Genomic DNA, 18,049 nt, shown 5'->3' with positions numbered 1-18,049 from the left:
CCGGTGGGGAAATCCGGCGCGTGAAACAAGAAGCGTCTCTCGCGAGATACGAACGACGAGAGAGGGGCGACGGTGTTCTCAGGGGGCGTTTCACGAGCGACGGTGGTTGTCGTCGGGGACGACTAACGCAGCAAGCAGGGCATAGGAAGCCTCGACCAAGCGGGTCATCTCCTCGGCTTTTGTGTAGGCCTGCATGTATTTCTTGGGATTGTTCGTGAGGTTGGCGAAGCGCTGAGGCGCCCAGGTGTGGAGAAGAGCGTCGCGCTGTTGATTGAGTTGTTCGAGGCTATAAGGCTGAGAGAGTGCGAACAGCGCCAAAGCCTGGGCCAGCCGGTCGTCGGTCATAGCGGAAGTTTCCCGGTTCGATCCTGACATTGTCAATGGAGTCTTCGTCGTCCCAGCGGCGACAGGCAAGGGATATCACCTGTGGCCACCACTCTTCCGATTTTTCAGCCGACCCCGATCTTCAAAGATCGCACCGACTATCGGCAGGTGCTCATTAGGGAAATGGACGCGGGAAAAATTCCCCTGAGTCTGGGGCGGGACTGCCCGGTCAAATGCGAGTTCTGTTATGAACTCGATCATTCCTACCGTGAAACACTCGATCCGCCGAAAACCAGCGATGAGGATTGGAAGTTCATCCTCGAGTACATCAGCCGGAAGCCCACTGATCCCACGCAGTTCTGGTGCCTCGGCGGCAATGAGTTCATGGAATGGACCGATCTGTTTCTCCATCCCAAGGCCATGGAATGGGTCGAGGACTTTCTCAAATATACCGACAAGAGTATCCAGTTTTTTACCGTCGGGTTTGTGCATGTGCCCAAGATCCACCAACTGGCTGCACAGTATCCGGGACGAATCAACTTTGAACTGTCGGTGATTACGCTCAGCGACTACCGGCAGCGGTTGATGCCGCATGCGCCGTCCGTCAAGCATCTCATGAAGGTGTTGGATGGACCAGCCGTGTCTTCCGCGAACTTCTACGCGTTCGACCAATACACGATGTCGAAGGATGCGGCGACGATTTCCGCGATCAACCAGCAATGCGTGCTCTGGATGGGGACGCTCACTCCGGTGCGGGGTCTCAAGGAAGAGACGGCCTCGCTCATGCGGCAGGGGCGGAAATTCCTGCCGGAGGAGGCGACGCGGATCTATCACTTAGGGTTGCCGAATCTGCAGACCATTCACACCGAATCCTACACCACGGCATTCTTGAGCCGCCGCCGCATCGTCAGCCTCTTCGATTCATTGGAATTGCAAAAAAAGGATACGGTGGTGATGGCGGGCAGTGTCCACAAGATTCTGACTATGTTTCGGAAGAATCGCGCGAAGTTTCTCTACGTCCCGAATGCCTTGCTCAGCGGCGATTCGGATTGCACGGTGCTCTTAACCTTCGATGATATCGCGCGTCGGTTGACGACGGAAAAGGTCGTCCACGTGCCGAAATGCATCATGCAGTCCGGGCGGGGCCCCTATACCGATATCACCGGCGTGAGCCTGGAGCAGTTCACCAGGAAAACTGGTGTGCGCGTGAAGGTGCTGCACAAGATCGACACCCGATTCGCCAATCAGCAGCTCTATCGACACGGGTCACTGCAGAACTACGTGGAGCAATACCTCAATAATCCGTTGAGAGCTGCGTACGAAGCGATTCCACGCCCCTCTTAGACGGCTGGTGAAAACGCCATTTGCCGGCGTTTTCGGTCACCTGTCTCCCTGCGACGGTAGAAGTAGGGAGGGGGCACTGAAGGGGTTTATCCGTTCACCAAGAGTATGTGATTGGTGAACGGGTCGACAAAGTTTGGTATGTACCGCCTCAGTTGCCGCGCTCCCCGCGGCCTTGGCAGATGCCGTTTTGACCAGCCGGCGCCTGCAACCCAAGATGCATGCCTAACACATCGGGTTGCCGAAATCCTCAATGTACCCCTTAGCTACGGCCTCGTGGGACGCCGTTTTGAGCAGCCTTCCCAATTCTTAGGCGCCGATCTGTGTCGCTCCGCCTCCCCCTTGCAAAAAATACTGGCTCGGGGCAACATGCCGCCAGCATCTTCTTGAGGAGTGTATGCCCGGGCAACGGCGATTACAGTTCTATCAGGCCGACGTGTTTACCGATGAACCATTTGGCGGGAATCCCGTGGCGGTGTTTCCGGACGCGGACGGGTTGACCGACGTCGAGCTACAACAGATCGCTCGCGAGATGAATCTCTCGGAAACCGTGTTTGTGTTTCCTCCCACTGACCAGGCGGCTGTCGTCAAGATGCGCATTTTTACACCAACGCAGGAAATTCCCTTCGCCGGACATCCGGTCATCGGGACGTTTTTTGTGCTGAGTACATTGGATCGCTTCGCGCTCCGGGAACCGGTCACACGGGTGCTGCAGGAATGTAATCTCGGCCTGTTTCCCGTCGATATCCATTCCCATGACGGGATGATCGAACGCGTGGTCATGGCGCAACCGAGCCCGCAGTTTCTGGATGTGATCGACGAACCGGAAGCGCTCTTTGCCATCGCCCGGTCCCTGGGCATTACCAAGGCCGCGATTACCGAAACCCGTTTTCCCGTGCAGGTGGTCTCGACGGGGCTTCCGGTCATCATCGTGCCGGTGCGCACTTTGACGGCTGTGCGTTCGATCGTTCCTGATGTCGCGGCTATCGCCGAGTTGTCACAACAGTATGGGGCCAACGGCATGATGGTCTTCAGCACGATGACGGTTGAACAGTCTTCCACCGTGCATACGCGCATGTTCGCCCCGTTGATCGGCATCGTGGAAGACCCCGCGACCGGCAGCGCCAGCGGCGCGCTGGGTGCCTATCTGGTGCAGCATGGAGTCGTCGATATCAGACCGGAGACTGAGATCACCGCCGAGCAGGGGTACGAGATCGATCGCCCCTCTCGCATTTTCATTCAGGTGAATTCCGACGACGATGCGATTCAGGGTGTGATGGTCGGTGGAGAAGCGGTGATGGTGGTGGAGGGGACGCTCACCTTCTAAGGCAGTTGTGAGTTGTGAATACTTAAGTGTTGAGTCACGAATCGCTCCGAATCCCGGGACTCAGGACTCACAACTCGACACTCAACATGGTTTGTTACACTGAGGTGTTATGAACGCGGTTGTCTTCCACGAGCATGGCGGGCCGGGAAAGCTGCAGTATCAGGACATGCCGATGCCGACGATCGGCGCCGACGAAGTCCTTGTGCAGGTCAAGGCCTGCGCATTGAACCATCTGGATATCTGGATTCGGCAGGGGAGTCCCGCCTATCCGATGCCGCTCCCTCATATTCTCGGCTCGGACATCGCCGGCGTGGTGCAGCAGATCGGCTCGCAGGTGGAAGGGGTGGCCGTGGGGGAGCGCATCTATGTGTCTCCCGGTGTCGGGTGCGGCCGGTGTGAGCAGTGTCTAGCCGGTCGCGACAATATGTGCCGGTCCTATGGATTGATCGGGGCGATGTGCCACGGCGGCTACGCAGACTATGTGAAGGTGCCGGCCAGGAACGTGCGCCCGATTCCCGGCACTCTGTCGTTCGAACAGGCCGCGGCTTTTCCTCTGGTGTCCGTGACTGCCTGGCATATGCTGTTCGGGTTAGCGGAGATACGGCCCGGCGAAGACGTGTTGATCATGGGCGCCGGCAGCGGGGTTGGGCACATGGCGATCCAGATGGCCAAACTGGCCGGCGCTCGTGTGTTGACCACGGTCGGGAGCGAAGAGAAAGTTGCGAAGGCCGAGGCCCTAGGCGCGGATGAAGTCATCATTCACAGCCGCGAGCAGGTCAATCAGCGGGTGCGGGAGTTGACGCATCGCCGCGGTGTGGATGTGGTGATCGAGCACATCGGCCCGGAGGTTTGGACGCAGTGCATCGATTCGTTGGCGAAGGGCGGGCGGCTGGTCACCTGCGGCGCGACGACGGGCGCTGAGGTTAAGCTCGATCTGCGCTACGTGTATTCGCGGCAGCTGACGATCAAGGGGTCATACATGGGCTCCCAGAGCGAGTTGTTGAAGGCCGCTCACCTGATCGGCGTCGGGAAGTTGCGGCCGGTGATCGACCGCACGTTTCCACTGTCGGAGGCCAGGGGTGCGCAAGAATATCTTTTGAATCGGAAATTTTTTGGTAAAATCGTGCTGACTGTTCCGTAATCGGCTTCATTATCCGCTCTCTTGTCCCAACGGGCAGAAAGGTATGTGACATGGCGACTGTTGCGCAAATCATGAACAAGAAACCTCAAAGCGTCGGTCCGGCGACGTCTATTCGCGGTGCGGCGAAGAAGATGCGCACCTTGCGAGTCAGCTCCCTGCTGATCAAAAAGGGGAAAAATCATGTCGGGATCGTGACCGACACGGATCTGGTCCGAAAGGGTTTGGCCACCAATCAGGACGTAGGCAAGCTCACGGTCGAACAGGTGATGACCTCTCCGCTCTGCACCATCGAAAGCAATCAGGCCGTTGACGACGCTCAGGATATGATGGGCGATCTCGGCGTGCGCCATCTGGCGGTCACCAAGGGCGGGTCGATCGTCGGCGTCGTGTCGGTCCGCGATCTCTTGCTGCACTACAAGCGGTATGCGCAATCGAGACTGGCTGAGAGGCAGACGTATTCTGAACCCAAGATCAGCCAAGACTAGTCGGATGCTGAAAACGGCCTCCAACTTCGTTCTCGGTCGCACGGCTCCCTGCGACGTACCGCAAGGGTACGCCTCAGTCGCCGTTCTTCCTGCGGCCTTGTTGGAGAACCGTTTTGAGCATCCTCAGCCACCGTTCAAAACGGCTTCCAGCTTCGTTCTCGGCTCATCAAAATCCTCGACGTACCGCTGCGGGTACGCCTCCGGTTTTGCTTTGCCTGCGGCCTTGCTGGAGAGCCGTTTTGAACATCCTTCATCGGGCGGATGCTGAAAACGGCCATCAGCTTCGTTCTCAGTCGTGCATCTCCCTGCGACGTACCGCAAGGGTACGCCTCAGTCGCCGCACTCCTTGTGGCCTCGCTGAATAACCGTTTTGAGCATCCTTGATTAGGCAAAGAGCGCAAGCGGTTTTCTGCTTCCTTTTCGGCGCATCAAAATCATCGACATCAGCTCACAGACGTCAGTTCTGAGCAAACCTCAAAGCTGAAGACTGATTGCTGATCGCTGAAAGCGGACGAGCTACTACTTCGTGAGTTCTTTGATGAGGTGACCAAGTTCGGGGAGGATGAGCTTTTCCATCGCCAGGCGCACGGCGTTTTCCGACCCTGGGGTGGAGAACAACACGCGGCCTTTGATGATGCCGGCGGTGGCCCGGCTCATGATGGCCGGTGAGCCGATTTCTTGATAGGTCAGGAACCGGAAGACTTCGCCGAATCCGTCCAACCGCTTTTCCAGCATGCCATCGACCGCTTCAAACGTGGAGTCTCGTCTGGAGATCCCCGTCCCGCCGTTGATGATGATGGCCTGCACGGAATCATCAGCAATGCCCTCTGTGATCCGTGCCGTGATCTGCGCCGGCTCGTCTCTGACGAGATGGTAGGCTGCGATCGTGTGGCCGTTCTCTTTCAGGAGCTTCTGAATCAACTGGCCGCTGGTGTCGGTGTCGGGCGTCCGTGTATCGCTGCAGGTGATAACCATGCAGCCGACAGAGCGTGGAGCGTGGTGTTTGTGTTCTTTGTGGCTTGGGGTGCTCATAGCGATCGAATGATGAACATGCCTTCCAGCATCGTTCTCAGCTCCTCAAAATCCTCAACGTACCCATGAGGGTACGCCTCCGGGTTTGAGTCGCCTGCGGCCTTGCTGGAAAGGCATGTTGATCATCCTCAAAGAAAAGGGATGATGGGAGTTACTTCCAGATGCTGTCCGGATTCAGCTTCGCGGCCGGTTTGCCGCCCTTGATGTGTTCATCGAGGATGGTCGCGACATCGGCTTCCGTCACCTTGGAATACCAGGTGCCTTCCGGATACACGACGACGGTTGGTCCTTGCTCGCAAGGGCCCAGGCAGGAGGATCCCGTGACCAGCACGTCACCCGGCATGATGCCGCGTTGCATCAGGCCCATATTGAAGGTCATGAGCAATTGCGCGGAGCCCTGGCCTCCGCAGGACGGTTTCGGGTGACCCGGCGGTCGGGCGTTGGTGCAGACAAGGATATGATGTTTGGGTTTCGGCATCGTGACCTCAATGTATGGATAAGTGACGATCTGTGGCGTGTGTCAGGCCGGCTTATACGCTTTCCACTGCTCGCTGCATGCTTCGGGCAACTTCCATTGTTTGACGCCCTTGAGCACCCAGTCGATATAATGTTCCTTCGGTTTGAACTTGCCGATGGGATTCGCCGCATGGGTCGTGACCAATAACTTTTCGCCCTCTTCGGTGATCACGGTCACCGGGAGGTGCCGGTATGCGCCTTGCGGCACATCGTTCTCGAACTCGTCGAGGATTTTGAGATCTTCGTCGGTGATTTCAAAGACGGCCCCCCAGACTTTCTCTCCCGGCGACGGCACGACGCTCGCCAGGCCGCAGCGCCACTGCGTCGACCAGCGGCAGAACTGTACGTTGTGGTCGGGGAGATAGGCCGTGAAAAGGAACTTATGTTCCGGGGCACGACGCTTGAGTTGGGACGGGTTCAAGTTATCCGCGTAAAAGAAGAACTTCATTGAACGGTGAGGCTCCCAATGGTGTCTTGTAAGTTGACCGGTACTTGTACCATAGCGCTGCGCAGCCTTGTCAAGCGCGGCGATGGCGCTTCGCTTCCAGGCTTCTCATTTCTCCGCAGGCTGGTCACTAATTGACAGTGAAATCACCTGCCACATATAGTGATCAGTTCATTCGACATGATCGGCAGAGGTCGTAAACGGTTATGAGTAAAGTCATCCATTACGCGGTGCTCCTGCTTCTCGTCATCGGGGGGCTGGTCTATTGGTGGATGAAGCCGCCAGGCGCCAATCCAATGACCGATCCGCGCGCGGCCGAGGCTCTCGCGCTGGTGCAGACTCACCGCGCTGCCGGCTATCCGACAATCCTTCAGGCGTTCAACGAACGAGCGCGAATTCTAGCGGCCCGCAAGCTGGGCCTGCGGTTAGGGGAATGGCAAGTGATCAAGCAGGATGAGCAGCGATACGAAGTACGAATTTACATGCGCGAACAGGGCACGACGCAGTGGTTCGAGCGTGATTTTATCTGGCACGTCGATCTGGGTACGAAACGCGTGAATGCCGCTTCGTTGCCTGCCGACGGATTGATGCCCGAAGGTCCTGATAGCGGACGCGCAGGAACTCCTCCCGCCGGTGCGCCTCCGTTCCCTCCTACAATGTAAGCGGCACTTTCACCTGCACGTCGGACCCCTGTACGCGCACTTCTACGCAGGCGACACGGATCTCTGGATTCTCCGGCCGCTCGCCTGTATGAACATTGAACCGCCACCCATGCCAGGGGCATTCAATGAGGTCGCCTTCCAGACAGCCTTCGCCCAGCGGTCCGCCTGCGTGCGGACACGTGTTGTCGACGGCTCGAAACGTTCCCTCCACATTGCAGAGGGCGAGGAAGATGCCGTCGACTTCCACGGTGCGACAGGTACCCGGCGGGATCTGGTCGACTTGGGCTACGGTGACATAACCGGCGTGAGCATCCATGTGTCCCTTGTGCGTTACAGGATGATCCAGAGTGATTTACCACGGGGTAACATTGTGCGGACTAGGGCCTAAGCGCTTGATTTCATTGGCGGCATATGGCATAGATGAAGCGGGAACCATTCACGGAAGGGTCACAACAGCGCCGCCGTTTGCTATGCTTTAAATAGTGTTCTCATAGGAGACCGCCGGAGCCACTATGGAAATGACCTTGTTGCTCAACTCCACCTATGAACCGCTGCGTGTCCTGCATTGGCAAAAGGCCATTACCTTGCTCTGGCAGGGGAAGGTCGAAGTCCTCGAAGTCTACGACCGTCAGATCCACGGCATCTCGATCTCGATCAAACTCCCCTCGGTGATGCGGCTCTTGAAGCTGGTCAAGCTCAAGGATAGTCACCGCGCCGTGAAATTTTCACGCATCAACATTTTTACGCGGGACAGCTACTGCTGCCAATATTGCAAACATAAATTCCGCACGGAAGAACTCACCTTTGACCATGTCGTGCCCATCGCGAAGGGCGGGCGCAAGACCTGGGAAAACATTGTGACGGCCTGTTGGCGATGCAACAACCGGAAGAGCGGACGGACGCCGGAAGAAGCCAACATGCGCCTGATTAAAAAACCCGTGAAGCCTCGCTGGAGTCCCACGGTCACCATAACCATCGGGATTCGCAACACGCCGGAAAGCTGGCGGGACTATCTCTACTGGAATCTCGAGTTGGATGCCGATCCTTCCGATCCATAGAGTGTTTATCAATCTTCTCTGGGTCAGTACACTTTGTCGATGGTGATGGTCACGTCCTTCCCGCCCGGTAGTGTCGGATTTTTCGGATAGCGCCCTTCCATATCGCCCGGCTGCGGTTGCCCTGCTTGGCCATCGCGATCCAGGCGAGCGATTACATCGACCATCCCTTTCAACTCGCTGCCCTTCACCATCACATCCTCGTTCGTAATTTCGAATTGCACCGGAAATTTCGGTCCGTCGAATCGTTTTGCTGCGATGGGGCGCGGGGGACCGGTTGGACGGCGCACGATGACGAACAGCACATCCGTCGGTTTGACCTGGTCGGCCAGATTGGGCGCGATCTGCACCTGTCCGGCGATCGATCCTCCGCCCTGATCCGGCTCTCCGATATGGGCGACGCCGAAATAGGCCGCCACGGCCGCTATGCCGATGATCCCGCCGGCCATCGCCAGTGATCGTCCTGTATATCCAGCCACAATAGACTCCTTTGTTGCGCGATAGCCCTGAGACTTCCGTCCTAAACTGCGGCGCATTATACCCAGCTCGCGGCGCAAAGGGGAATGGCGTGGACGGTTTACGCTGTGAAATCCGCTGTTGTATGATACGCGTTCACGGTATTGTCGGCTTGTTGGAGGAAGATCAATCATGGCTGCAAATTCCGGGTTTCAAATTTCACTCGATGTGCGTGGGTGGCCGGTCCTTGTCATCGGGGGCAATGAGGAAGCGGCTGAAAAGGCACAGCGGCTGTTGGATGCCGGCGCCAAGGTGACGGTCGTCAGTCCTACGCTCCACGAAGCGCTCCGCAAACTTGCGGCCTCCGCGAAAATCATTCATCGCGGGAGGCATTTTCGCGCCAACGATCTGGAGAGCGTGATTCTCGTCTTAAATACGTTGCGCGATGATCGCGCACTCGCGCACTCGCTGATCAGGCTGGCTCGCGAACAGAAATTCCTGCTCTGGTCCGTCGACCAGCCCGATGTCTCGAACGTCGTGATGCCGGCCGTGGTCAGTTCCGGTCATGTTCGCGTGGCGATCAGCTCGAGCGGGCAGGCGCCGGCCTTGTCCGGGTTCATGAAAGAAGATCTGGAGCGGATTCTGGACAGCGAATTTGCCGCCTTCGTCGATTGGCTTGCCCAGCTTCGCGAGCAGGCAAAGGCCAATGAGCCCGATGCGGAAAAACGCCGGGCGCTTCTTCGTGAAGCGCTGGACGGATTCCGTCTCCTCGGCAAGGTGCAATACCCGAAGGTGTGGCAGGAACAGCGCGCCGCTCAACAGGCTCCAGCAGCCCCGGCATCCACGACGTAGGAAGGACAATCGGACCATGGTGTTATTGGAATTCAGCATGTCGCCGCTGGGCAAGGGCGAAAGTGTGAGCAAGTATGTCGCGCGCTCCCTCGACATCATCGATAAAAGCGGGGTGGCCTATCGATTGAATCCGATGGGCACGGTGTTGGAAGGGGAGTGGGACGAGGTCATGGCGGTGGTGAAGAAGTGCTACATGCGCATGCGCAAGGATTGTAACCGCGTGTCCTGCAGCATCAAGATCGACTATCGCAAGGGGCCGAAGGGGCGGTTGGACAGCAAGGTGTCGAGTGTGCAAACGCAATTGAAACGAAAACTGAAGGTGTAAATTCGAGTTACGGCGCGACGACGTCTGGGCGGGCGTCGTAGCGCAGGGTACCTTCGGTCTTGAATCGGACCGAAAGACTTGCGGTCTGTACCGCGAGGTCTTTCAGCGACAACCGGCTGACCGTTCCTCGCAACCGCCCACCGGCCAGCTCGCGGTTGAGCCCCTTCTCGAGCGCCTGCCGCATCAGATCCAATTCCTCACGAATCGGTAAGGTCAGTCTGCGGGCCAATTCTTCCCGCAGCGGTTCGTGCAGCCATTCTTCCGCCAGGTCCGTGGCGGGGGTGCGTTCCTTGATGGTGTAATCGACCTCCCGGAACAGGATACGTCCCGCCGGTTCGTCATAAGCCGGTGTTCCCTTGAGACGGAGGGTCAACGGCAGGAGTCCGCGGAGGGTCAATTCAACTCCCACCTGGTTGCCCAGAGGATAGAGGGTGGCGTTGACGATCTTGATCGCGCCCACGCCCAGCGACCATTCCTGGCCGATGACGGCTTCGCGCAGACGTTGATTCGCTTCTTCGATCGGCACCTGCAACGCGAAATCGACATGAAACCCGTCGTCCTGGAAGTGATCCTGCGGTTCGGGAAGCGGCAGGCGGCGCGGCGCGGGTTTCGAACCTCGTACCACGGCCGGTTTGGCGATCACACCAAAGCCGGCGGCGGGGCTGCCGGAAAGCGGCGCGATGCCGGCCGTGGCAGTGCTCTCAGGGTTCAGCAAGAGCCACAGCTGTTCCGTCTCATCCAGCAGCAACGGTTCCTGAAGATCGTTCCAGATGCGGGCTGCCGCCGGTTTTACGGTGACGAGGCCGGCTGCCTTGCGATCGACCGCCGGCAGGACTTCCTGTAAATCACTCCGATACACTTGTGCCATCAATGGGCCGGCGTTCACGCCCTGCTCGGACAACACACAGGATTGAGTCGATTGCACGGCGCTGACCTGACTGGCCGGGAGTACCGTATAGCTGCGACCTTGTTTGAGCCGCGTCGTCACGGTGACCGACAGTCGTCCTGTTCCTGTGGACGCGTCGCGCTGTCCGCATTCGGCGATTTTCGTGATGGCCCCTTTGATCTGCTTGGCATATTCCACACCGAACGGCACGGTGCTGTTGGACAGCAACTGGTCTCCCGCTGTGGTCAAGCCCTGTTCGTCAGGCCAGAGCCGATACTTGAGAAAACCGCTTCCTCCGCCCAACGTGACCCATTCACGACCGTGGCTTCGATGTGTCGCGAGTTGCTGATGGATAGTCCCATACAACTCGGCGAGAGGTGTCACCGGAATCGGGATGTGGATGGTCATGGTGGAAGGGGTTACTCCGGCTTGTCCGGAGGCCGGTGTCCCTGCGGCCATGGCCGGGGTGATCGGGATTGCCGCCAGGATGGCGGCGCACACGCGAATCAGATGGCACTGCGTCAATGAAATCCAGCTGGTCATGCTCGTGTCCTCATGCCGTGTCCGAGACGGATCGTGATCAGAGGGCTCTCTCGAGACTACGTATGGACTATGAGGGAACGGGGCTGGGAAGGCAAGGGGAGGCCTGGCGCCACGTGGCAGGACGCTTTTCCTGGTGCGTGGGCGTCAGCTTTCCCGGGAGGTTTCGCCGGCAGGCGAGACGAGTGGGAGATAACGACGCGGCACACGGGGACCGATGGCGCAGAGAATTTCGTAGGGAATGGTCTGCTGCCAGGCGGCGAGGTCGGCTGCGGTGATCCGCTGGGAGCCCTGTTGCCCGATCAAGATGGCCTCCTGTCCAACTTGGACGCCCTGCACATCCGTGACGTCGATCATCGTCATATCCATACATACCCGCCCGATCACCGGCACTCGTTGTCCGCCGATGAGTACCGTTCCACGATTCGAGAGCAGCCGATTGTACCCGTCGGCATAGCCGACCGGAAGCACTGCCACGCGCGTCTGCCGAGAAGCGATGAAGGTCCGGTTGTAACTGACGCTGCCTCCCGGTGGAATCGTATGCACATGAGCGACCGCCGTCTTCCAGGTGAGGATCGGTTGCAACTCGGGAGCCGCCGTGTCGTTCGAGAGGGTATGGTAGCCATACAGCATGATGCCTGGCCGTACGAGGGAGTGAAGGCTGGCAGGATATTTGATAATGCCCGCGCTGTTGGCCACATGAATCAACGGAATCGCGAGGCCGCGTTCACGCACGTGGTTGAGGCCCTGTTGGAATTGCGCGAGTTGCTCCTCCGTCTGTCCGGCATCCCGATTGTCGGCATCAGACAGATGCGTCATGAGGCCCTCCAGGCGCAGAGGCGCGTGCAGTTCAGCCCTGGAAAGGAGTTCGGGCAGTTCACGGGGCAGCACACCCAAGCGCCCCATGCCGGTTTCGATCTTGATGTGGACGGGATACGGGGTGGTAGCGGGCTCGACCGCCGCGGCAAAGGTCTGGAGCAAATCGGCACGATAGAGGACCGGAGTCAGCCGATGCGCAGCCAGATCCGGAAATTGAGCGGGCATGGTCGCGCCTAGGACGACGATGTCATCACGGACACCGGCCTGGCGAAGCGCGACGCCTTCGTCCACGGTGGCCACGCCGAACCGGCGCACGGCCAGTTGTCGTAAGGCGCGGGTAATTTCGATTGCGCCATGTCCGTACGCGTTGGCCTTGACGACGGCAAGGATGTCGGCGTGCGGCGCCAGACGCCGCACATGGGCCACATTCTGTGCGAGGGCAGTCAGGTCGACGGAGGCTGAAGTTGGGGAGGATTCGGACGGCTGGTACACGCAGTGTTTGACAACAGAATCTAGCGCTAGACTTCCAGAATTTCGCCTTCTTTTTTCTTCATCATGTCGTCGATTTTCTGCACATACTGGTCGGTCAGTTTTTGAATTTCTGTTTCCGACTTTCGCAGTTCATCTTCGGTAAGCGCGGCATCTTTTTGCAGCTTCTTGAGTTCTTCGTTTCCGTCCCGCCGAAAACCGCGAATCTGCACCTTCATCTCTTCGCCGTGTTTCTTGCAGACCTTGATGAGATCTTTGCGGCGCTCTTCGGTGAGCGGTGGAAGGGGAATGCGAATCATCTTGCCGTCGTTCGACGGCGTCAGTCCAAGGTCGGAGGTTTGAATCGCCTTTTCGATTTCCCGGATGAGGTTCTGTTCCCACGGCTGAATCGTGATGAGGCGGGCTTCCGGCGTGGCCACGTTTGCCACCTGTTTCAGTGGGGTTAGCGTACCGTAATAGTCGACTTTGATCCCGTCGAGGAGAGCCACTGAGGCGCGACCGGTGCGGATTCCCGCCAAATCGCGTTTCAAATGCTCGATCGCGTGATCCATCTTTTCGGTAACCCGGTGTTTCACGTCTTGCGCCGTCGACATCAGCTTCTCCCTTAACGGCTTTCCACGGTGACCAGAGTTCCGATGGGATCACCCTGGACGACGCGTTTGAAGTTGCCCTTTTCTTTCAAGTTGAAGACGATCAATGGCAGCCGGTTGTCCATGCACAAGCTGATGGCGGTCGAGTCCATGACTTTGAGATTCTGGGTGAGAATCGAGAGAAACGGAATCTCACGGTACTTTTTAGCTTGCGGATTTTTAACCGGATCGCTGTCGTAAATGCCGTCGACTTTGGTGCCCTTCATGATGACCTGCGCGCCGATTTCCATCGCCCTGAGCGACGCGGCGGTATCGGTGGAGAAATAGGGGTTGCCCGTTCCTCCGGCAAAGATCACCACGCGTTTCTTTTCCAAGTGCCGGATGGCTCGCCGCCGGATGTAGCCCTCGGCCAGCTGTCGCATTTCAATCGCCGACTGGACACGCGTGCTGACCCCGCGGCCTTCCAGCGCGTTCTGAAGCGCGAGCGCGTTCAACACGGTCGCAAGCATACCCATGTAATCGGCGGAGGCCCGCTCCATACCGCGGGCACTGGCGGCCAGGCCGCGGAAGATATTGCCGCCGCCGATGACGACGGCCACCTCGACGTCCATCGCGACCACGTCGGCAATTTCTTCCGCCAGCCCTTCGAGAATCGAGGGTTGGATGCCATAGCCCTGCTCACCGGCCAGCATTTCTCCGCTGACTTTCAGGAGGATGCGGCGGTAGTGGGCAGAACTCATGCTTGGCCTAGTTGGAACCGTGTAAACCGGCGGATGTTCATGTTCTCGCCGATGGTGGCAATTTGTTGCGCCAGGAGATCCTTGATCACGACGGACGGATCCTTGATGAACGCCTGTTCGAGCAAGCAGTTCTCTTGATAGAACTTTTCGAGTTTGCCTTCAACAATTTTCGGCCAGGCGGCCGGCGGCTTCCCGAGTTCCTTGGCTTGCCCTTCGTAAATGCTCCGTTCTTTCGCGACCACATCGGCGGCGATCTCTTCCCGTCTTACATATGACGGGCTTGCGGCTGCCACCTGCAGGGCGAGATCGTTGACGAAGGATTTAAACTGCTCATTGCGCGCCACGAAATCGGTTTCGCAGTTCACTTCGATGAGCACGCCGATTTTTCCTCCGGCATGGATGTAGGCGTGGATCAGGCCCTGGTTGGTTTCACGTCCGGCCTTCTTCTGCGCCGCCGCCAACCCCTTCTGTCGAAGGTAATCGATCGCTTTGTCGATGCTGTTTCCGTTTTCGGTTAAGGCCTTCTGGCAATCCAGAATGCCGGCCCCGGTTTTTTCACGCAACTCTTTCACGAGCTCACTCAAACTTGCCATGGCTTCCTCAGTTGGTCGAATACAACAATGTCATCATGCGGGATGCGGCTCTTAGGATGCGGACACGCCGGCCAATTTTGCCGCCGGTTTGGCGGCGCCGCCGGCCGGTGCCGATGCGAATTCAGTCTCTTCCTGTTGGGTGCGGAGATGGGCGCCTTCAAGGCAGGCGTCCGCAATCCGGGAGATAATCAGCTTGATGGAACGGATCGCGTCGTCGTTGCCGGGAATGGGATATTGAATGTGATCCGGATCACAATTCGAATCGACGATGGCAATGACGGGAATTTCCAGCCGGCTGGCCTCAAGGATGGCAATGTGCTCGATGCGCGTATCGAGAATAAACACCGCGCCGGGGAGGGCGCGCATGTTGCGAATACCGGACAAGTTCTTCTGCAGTTTGACGACTTCCTTCTGCATCTGTCCGAGCTCTTTTTTCGTGTGGCCCTGATGCGTCGGATCAGCGAGGGTCGCTTCCATTTTTTTCATTTTGTCGATGCTGCGGCGTATGGTCTGGAAGTTCGTCAGCATGCCGCCCAGCCAGCGCTGGTTGATGTAGAACTGGTTGGCTCGCTTGGCCTCTTCTTCCAAAATCTCGGCCGCTTGGCGCTTGGTGCCGACGAACAGGACGGAGTCACCGGCCGCCACGGTGTCACGTGCGAAGGCATAGGCCTGTTCCATGCGCTCGACCGTCTGTTGAAGGTCGATAATGTAGACGCCATTGCGTTCCCCGAACAGGAATCGTTTCATCTTCGGATTCCAACGGTTCGTCTGGTGTCCGAAGTGGACGCCGGCTTCCAGCAATTCCTTAATCGCAACTACTCCCATACCTTCACCTCCCTCCGAAGCCTGCAGAGCGCCTGGCGAACGCCAACGGCGAGGGGGATGTCCCCCTTATACTCAGGCTGCGCAGCGTGCGCATCACGCTGGTGTGGATTTAAATAAGACGTCCCTGATTTTGGATGCGATCATGTGAACGGTGGGACGAACCATTCACCGCTCGAAACGCCGGAACGCTAGCACAATGGCTGGGATTTTGCAACCGCGCGAGGCCGCTTATGATCGATAACTCGCGTTGATCCGCACGTATTCGTAAGATAAATCTGTCGTCCACATGTGTGCTCCGGCCTTGCCCTGAGCCAGATCGATGAGAATGGTGAACTCTTTGGATTTGAAGACCTTGGTCAATTGCCGTTCGGCTGCCCGCCCGAGTCCTAAGCCCTTGCGCACCATCGGCACGCCTCCAAATTGCAGGCTGACGCGGGAGGGGTCAAGGGGCACCCCTGCGCGTCCGAGCGCTGCCATGACGCGCCCCCAGTTGGCGTCGCCGCCGAAGAGCGCGGTTTTGACCAGATTTGACGTCGCCACCGTTTGCGCGATCTGTTTCGCGGCTGTAGTCGTCGCGGCTCCTGTCACTTCCACCCGGACGACTTTGGTGACACCCTCGCCGTCCCAGCAGATTTTCAGCGCCAGGGTGCGGCAGACTGTTTCGAGCATCGCGCAGAAGCGTGTGAAATCTGCCGACCCGGGTTTAATGAGACGATTTTCTGCCATCCCGTTGGCCAGGCAGAGCACGGTGTCGTTCGTACTGGTGTCGCCATCGACGGTGATGCAATTGAATGATTGATCGACCGCCTGTCGGAGCGCCGCTTGAAGGGCCCGTTGCCCGATGGCGGCGTCTGTCGTCAGATAGCCCAGCATCGTCGCCATGTTGGGATGAATCATGCCCGAGCCCTTGGCCATGCCGCCGACGGTCACCATTTTCCCGCCGAGTTGAGCGCGGACAGCAACTTGCTTGGGTTTGAGGTCGGTCGTCATGATGGCTGAAGCTGCCTCGGATCCGCCTCGCCGTGTCAGGCGGGCGGCCAGTGCGGGCAGCGCTTCTCGGATACACGCGATCGGAAGCGGTTGACCGATGACTCCCGTCGAACCGACGAAGATGGTGTGCGGGGGGCAGTGGAGGGCGGTTGCCGCCAGTTTCGCCATCTCCTTGGCAGCCTGCAGGCCTTCCGGCCCTGTACAAGCGTTGGCGTTCCCGCTATTGACGAGAAACGCACGGCCGACGCCCTGCTTGAGGTGCAGGCGATCGAGGATGACCGGTGCGGCCACGACTTGATTGGTCGTGAACACTCCGGCTACCGGACCTTCGCGGTCAGACACGAGCAAGGCCAGGTCGAGTTGCTGCTTTTTTTTCTTTTTGATGCCGCTGTAGACTCCGGCGGCCCGAAAACCGATCGGCGCGGTCACGCCTCCAGAAATTGTCTTCATCGCTCTTCCTGTGTGAGGTGAAATTGACCCGGTCCGGCATGCTCATGCATGTGGGTGCTAGGGATAGATGCCTGGAGCCACGAGTCCGGTTTCCTCCGGATAACCCAACATGAGGTTCATCGCTTGAATCGCTTGTCCGGCCGCTCCTTTGATCAGGTTGTCGATGGCAGACACGGTGACGACCCAGCCGGCCCGCCGATCGATGTGCACGGCGATGTCGCAGTAGTTGGCGCCTCGCACGTGGCGGGGATTCGGCATAGCTCCTTCCAGAAGTCGCACAAATCGCTCGCCCTTATAAAAATCCCGATAGAGTGTCCGTAGTTCGGCGACATCCGGTTGTGCCTTCATTCGGGCATAGGCGGTACTGAGGATGCCTCGGTTCATGGGGACGAGGTGTGGCGTGAAGGCCACGGTGACTGGACGCTGTTCACCGCGAGCCGCTTGTCCTCTGGTGCCGGCCAATCCGGTGAGTTCCTGTTCGATTTCGGGGATGTGCCGATGCTGGCCGATCTTATACGGCTCCAGTGATTCGTGAGCTTCGGGAAAGTGATAGGGTAGGGCGGGGCTTCTTCCTGCGCCGGAGATGCCCGATTTCGCGTCAATCACAATGCTGTCAGCCGCGACCAATCCATGGGCGATCAAGGGCGCCAGCTGGAGGATGGCCGCCGTCGGGTAACATCCCGGCGAAGCCACGAGTCGGGCCTGGGCAATGGCTGCTCGATGAAGTTCGGGGAGGCCATACACGGCATCCTTGATCAAGTGAGGCTGCGCATGCGGGGTCTGGTACCAGGTTTCATACGTCGCGGAATCTTTAAGCCTGAAGTCCGCGCTCAAATCGATGACACGTTTTCCGGCGTTCATGCAGCTCGCCACGGGACCCATGGATTTGGTGTGGGGGAGCGCAAGAAACAGAACATCGGCTCGTTCTGCCAGTGCTTCCGGTGCCAACGCTTCAAATGACAGTGGCACGATCCCTTGTAGGTGAGGATACACGGCAGAGATGGCCGCGCCCGCTGACTTTTCCGAGGTGACCGCTGTAAGTTGTACGTTGGGATGTTGAGAGAGCAGCCGTACTAGTTCCGCCCCTGTATATCCGCTGGCCCCTGCTACCGCGACTCGTACCGACGTCATCTTAGGCCTCCGCGCCCGTCACAAGTTGTTGTCCG

Annotated in this window: 22 protein-coding genes; 8 read left to right on the top strand and 14 right to left on the bottom strand. The window is 58.4% G+C overall.

From position 1 onward, the window contains the following. Positions 1-90: 90 nt before the first annotated feature. Positions 91-345, bottom strand: coding sequence for a hypothetical protein (locus GDA65_12245; protein ID MBA5863464.1), 255 nt, complete (start codon positions 343-345; stop codon positions 91-93). Between the two features lie 81 nt (positions 346-426). On the opposite strand from GDA65_12245, the gene GDA65_12240 reads away from it, so the two are divergent. The 4 genes from GDA65_12240 (at position 427) to GDA65_12225 (ending at position 4,618) form a co-directional block, all read left to right on the top strand. Continuing rightward, the gene (locus tag GDA65_12240) at positions 427-1,668 is read left to right on the top strand and encodes a hypothetical protein (protein MBA5863463.1); all 1,242 of its coding nucleotides are present in this window, start codon (positions 427-429) and stop codon (positions 1,666-1,668) included. A gap of 394 nt (positions 1,669-2,062) precedes the next feature. Then, complete coding sequence (locus GDA65_12235; GenBank protein ID MBA5863462.1) at positions 2,063-2,992, top strand: PhzF family phenazine biosynthesis isomerase; 930 nt, start codon at positions 2,063-2,065, stop codon at positions 2,990-2,992. Between the two features lie 109 nt (positions 2,993-3,101). Continuing rightward, positions 3,102-4,133, top strand: a complete 1,032-nt coding sequence (locus tag GDA65_12230; protein ID MBA5863461.1) for a zinc-binding dehydrogenase — start codon at positions 3,102-3,104, stop codon at positions 4,131-4,133. Between the two features lie 50 nt (positions 4,134-4,183). Further along, complete coding sequence (locus tag GDA65_12225; GenBank protein MBA5863460.1) at positions 4,184-4,618, top strand: CBS domain-containing protein; 435 nt, start codon at positions 4,184-4,186, stop codon at positions 4,616-4,618. A 519-nt stretch (positions 4,619-5,137) separates the two neighbouring features. Here the strand turns inward: GDA65_12225 and GDA65_12220 are convergent. The 3 genes from GDA65_12220 to GDA65_12210 all read right to left on the bottom strand — a co-directional run bounded on the left by GDA65_12220 (position 5,138) and on the right by GDA65_12210 (position 6,614). Next, a complete protein-coding gene (locus tag GDA65_12220) occupies positions 5,138-5,650 on the bottom strand; it encodes a molybdenum cofactor biosynthesis protein (protein MBA5863459.1) in 513 nt (170 codons plus the stop codon). A 151-nt stretch (positions 5,651-5,801) separates the two neighbouring features. After that, a complete protein-coding gene (locus GDA65_12215; GenBank protein MBA5863458.1) occupies positions 5,802-6,128 on the bottom strand; it encodes a (2Fe-2S) ferredoxin domain-containing protein in 327 nt (108 codons plus the stop codon). Between the two features lie 42 nt (positions 6,129-6,170). Continuing rightward, positions 6,171-6,614, bottom strand: coding sequence for a gamma-glutamylcyclotransferase (locus GDA65_12210; protein ID MBA5863457.1), 444 nt, complete (start codon positions 6,612-6,614; stop codon positions 6,171-6,173). 203 nt (positions 6,615-6,817) lie between these two features. Here GDA65_12210 and GDA65_12205 point away from each other — a divergent pair, with 203 nt between their 5' ends. Then, the gene (locus GDA65_12205) at positions 6,818-7,273 is read left to right on the top strand and encodes a hypothetical protein (GenBank protein MBA5863456.1); all 456 of its coding nucleotides are present in this window, start codon (positions 6,818-6,820) and stop codon (positions 7,271-7,273) included. On the opposite strand, the gene GDA65_12200 is transcribed toward GDA65_12205, so the two are convergent. Next, entirely contained in the window at positions 7,263-7,589 is a 327-nt protein-coding gene (locus tag GDA65_12200; GenBank protein MBA5863455.1) for a Rieske 2Fe-2S domain-containing protein, read from the bottom strand. The genes GDA65_12205 and GDA65_12200 overlap by 11 nt on opposite strands. A gap of 196 nt (positions 7,590-7,785) precedes the next feature. On the opposite strand from GDA65_12200, the gene GDA65_12195 reads away from it, so the two are divergent. Then, complete coding sequence (locus tag GDA65_12195; protein MBA5863454.1) at positions 7,786-8,331, top strand: HNH endonuclease; 546 nt, start codon at positions 7,786-7,788, stop codon at positions 8,329-8,331. A 23-nt stretch (positions 8,332-8,354) separates the two neighbouring features. On the opposite strand, the gene GDA65_12190 is transcribed toward GDA65_12195, so the two are convergent. Further along, positions 8,355-8,807: a hypothetical protein gene (locus tag GDA65_12190; protein MBA5863453.1), complete on the bottom strand. Its 453-nt coding sequence runs from the start codon at positions 8,805-8,807 to the stop codon at positions 8,355-8,357. Positions 8,808-8,976: 169 nt separating this feature from the next. Between GDA65_12190 and GDA65_12185 the strand changes: the two genes are divergently transcribed. Both GDA65_12185 and GDA65_12180 read left to right on the top strand, forming a co-directional pair. Continuing rightward, positions 8,977-9,636 carry a bifunctional precorrin-2 dehydrogenase/sirohydrochlorin ferrochelatase gene (locus tag GDA65_12185; GenBank protein MBA5863452.1) on the top strand — a complete coding sequence of 220 codons (660 nt, stop codon included), beginning with the start codon at positions 8,977-8,979 and terminating at the stop codon, positions 9,634-9,636. Between the two features lie 16 nt (positions 9,637-9,652). Further along, a complete protein-coding gene (locus GDA65_12180; protein ID MBA5863451.1) occupies positions 9,653-9,961 on the top strand; it encodes an MTH1187 family thiamine-binding protein in 309 nt (102 codons plus the stop codon). A 7-nt stretch (positions 9,962-9,968) separates the two neighbouring features. On the opposite strand, the gene GDA65_12175 is transcribed toward GDA65_12180, so the two are convergent. The 8 genes from GDA65_12175 to GDA65_12140 form a co-directional block, all read right to left on the bottom strand. Beyond that, positions 9,969-11,390, bottom strand: a complete 1,422-nt coding sequence (locus GDA65_12175) for a DUF4403 family protein (GenBank protein MBA5863450.1) — start codon at positions 11,388-11,390, stop codon at positions 9,969-9,971. Between the two features lie 144 nt (positions 11,391-11,534). Beyond that, a complete protein-coding gene (alr, locus tag GDA65_12170; protein MBA5863449.1) occupies positions 11,535-12,698 on the bottom strand; it encodes an alanine racemase in 1,164 nt (387 codons plus the stop codon). Between the two features lie 26 nt (positions 12,699-12,724). Further along, positions 12,725-13,288 carry a ribosome recycling factor gene (locus tag GDA65_12165; protein MBA5863448.1) on the bottom strand — a complete coding sequence of 188 codons (564 nt, stop codon included), beginning with the start codon at positions 13,286-13,288 and terminating at the stop codon, positions 12,725-12,727. An 11-nt stretch (positions 13,289-13,299) separates the two neighbouring features. Further along, on the bottom strand, positions 13,300-14,025 hold the full coding sequence (locus GDA65_12160; protein MBA5863447.1) for a UMP kinase: 726 nt from the start codon (positions 14,023-14,025) through the stop codon (positions 13,300-13,302). Further along, positions 14,022-14,618: a translation elongation factor Ts gene (tsf, locus tag GDA65_12155; GenBank protein ID MBA5863446.1), complete on the bottom strand. Its 597-nt coding sequence runs from the start codon at positions 14,616-14,618 to the stop codon at positions 14,022-14,024. Before tsf ends, GDA65_12160 begins: the two co-directional genes overlap by 4 nt. 51 nt (positions 14,619-14,669) lie before the next feature. Beyond that, a complete protein-coding gene (gene rpsB, locus GDA65_12150) occupies positions 14,670-15,443 on the bottom strand; it encodes a 30S ribosomal protein S2 (protein ID MBA5863445.1) in 774 nt (257 codons plus the stop codon). Positions 15,444-15,671: 228 nt separating this feature from the next. After that, a complete protein-coding gene (gene argJ, locus GDA65_12145; GenBank protein MBA5863444.1) occupies positions 15,672-16,883 on the bottom strand; it encodes a bifunctional glutamate N-acetyltransferase/amino-acid acetyltransferase ArgJ in 1,212 nt (403 codons plus the stop codon). Positions 16,884-16,940: 57 nt separating this feature from the next. After that, complete coding sequence (locus tag GDA65_12140) at positions 16,941-18,014, bottom strand: N-acetyl-gamma-glutamyl-phosphate reductase (protein ID MBA5863443.1); 1,074 nt, start codon at positions 18,012-18,014, stop codon at positions 16,941-16,943. Positions 18,015-18,049: the final 35 nt, after the last annotated feature.

It is taken from the genome of Nitrospira sp. CR1.1, assembly GCA_014055465.1.
Lineage (GTDB): Bacteria > Nitrospirota > Nitrospiria > Nitrospirales > Nitrospiraceae > Nitrospira_A.
Note: the sequence above shows the minus strand (reverse complement) of the source record. Positions and strands in the feature narration are given on the sequence as shown.

What these genes read in the sequence shown, in the direction of transcription:
- GDA65_12245 (MBA5863464.1), bottom strand. Translation starts at nt 345, where the DNA reads ATGACCGACGACCGGCTGGCCCAGGCTTTGGCGCTGTTCGCACTCTCT.
- GDA65_12235 (MBA5863462.1), top strand. Translation starts at nt 2,063, where the DNA reads ATGCCCGGGCAACGGCGATTACAGTTCTATCAGGCCGACGTGTTTACC.
- GDA65_12230 (MBA5863461.1), top strand. Translation starts at nt 3,102, where the DNA reads ATGAACGCGGTTGTCTTCCACGAGCATGGCGGGCCGGGAAAGCTGCAG.
- GDA65_12225 (MBA5863460.1), top strand. Translation starts at nt 4,184, where the DNA reads ATGGCGACTGTTGCGCAAATCATGAACAAGAAACCTCAAAGCGTCGGT.
- GDA65_12220 (MBA5863459.1), bottom strand. Translation starts at nt 5,650, where the DNA reads ATGAGCACCCCAAGCCACAAAGAACACAAACACCACGCTCCACGCTCT.
- GDA65_12215 (MBA5863458.1), bottom strand. Translation starts at nt 6,128, where the DNA reads ATGCCGAAACCCAAACATCATATCCTTGTCTGCACCAACGCCCGACCG.
- GDA65_12210 (MBA5863457.1), bottom strand. Translation starts at nt 6,614, where the DNA reads ATGAAGTTCTTCTTTTACGCGGATAACTTGAACCCGTCCCAACTCAAG.
- GDA65_12205 (MBA5863456.1), top strand. Translation starts at nt 6,818, where the DNA reads ATGAGTAAAGTCATCCATTACGCGGTGCTCCTGCTTCTCGTCATCGGG.
- GDA65_12200 (MBA5863455.1), bottom strand. Translation starts at nt 7,589, where the DNA reads ATGGATGCTCACGCCGGTTATGTCACCGTAGCCCAAGTCGACCAGATC.
- GDA65_12195 (MBA5863454.1), top strand. Translation starts at nt 7,786, where the DNA reads ATGGAAATGACCTTGTTGCTCAACTCCACCTATGAACCGCTGCGTGTC.
- GDA65_12185 (MBA5863452.1), top strand. Translation starts at nt 8,977, where the DNA reads ATGGCTGCAAATTCCGGGTTTCAAATTTCACTCGATGTGCGTGGGTGG.
- GDA65_12180 (MBA5863451.1), top strand. Translation starts at nt 9,653, where the DNA reads ATGGTGTTATTGGAATTCAGCATGTCGCCGCTGGGCAAGGGCGAAAGT.
- GDA65_12175 (MBA5863450.1), bottom strand. Translation starts at nt 11,390, where the DNA reads ATGACCAGCTGGATTTCATTGACGCAGTGCCATCTGATTCGCGTGTGC.
- GDA65_12165 (MBA5863448.1), bottom strand. Translation starts at nt 13,288, where the DNA reads ATGTCGACGGCGCAAGACGTGAAACACCGGGTTACCGAAAAGATGGAT.
- GDA65_12160 (MBA5863447.1), bottom strand. Translation starts at nt 14,025, where the DNA reads ATGAGTTCTGCCCACTACCGCCGCATCCTCCTGAAAGTCAGCGGAGAA.
- tsf (MBA5863446.1), bottom strand. Translation starts at nt 14,618, where the DNA reads ATGGCAAGTTTGAGTGAGCTCGTGAAAGAGTTGCGTGAAAAAACCGGG.
- rpsB (MBA5863445.1), bottom strand. Translation starts at nt 15,443, where the DNA reads ATGGGAGTAGTTGCGATTAAGGAATTGCTGGAAGCCGGCGTCCACTTC.
- argJ (MBA5863444.1), bottom strand. Translation starts at nt 16,883, where the DNA reads ATGAAGACAATTTCTGGAGGCGTGACCGCGCCGATCGGTTTTCGGGCC.
- GDA65_12140 (MBA5863443.1), bottom strand. Translation starts at nt 18,014, where the DNA reads ATGACGTCGGTACGAGTCGCGGTAGCAGGGGCCAGCGGATATACAGGG.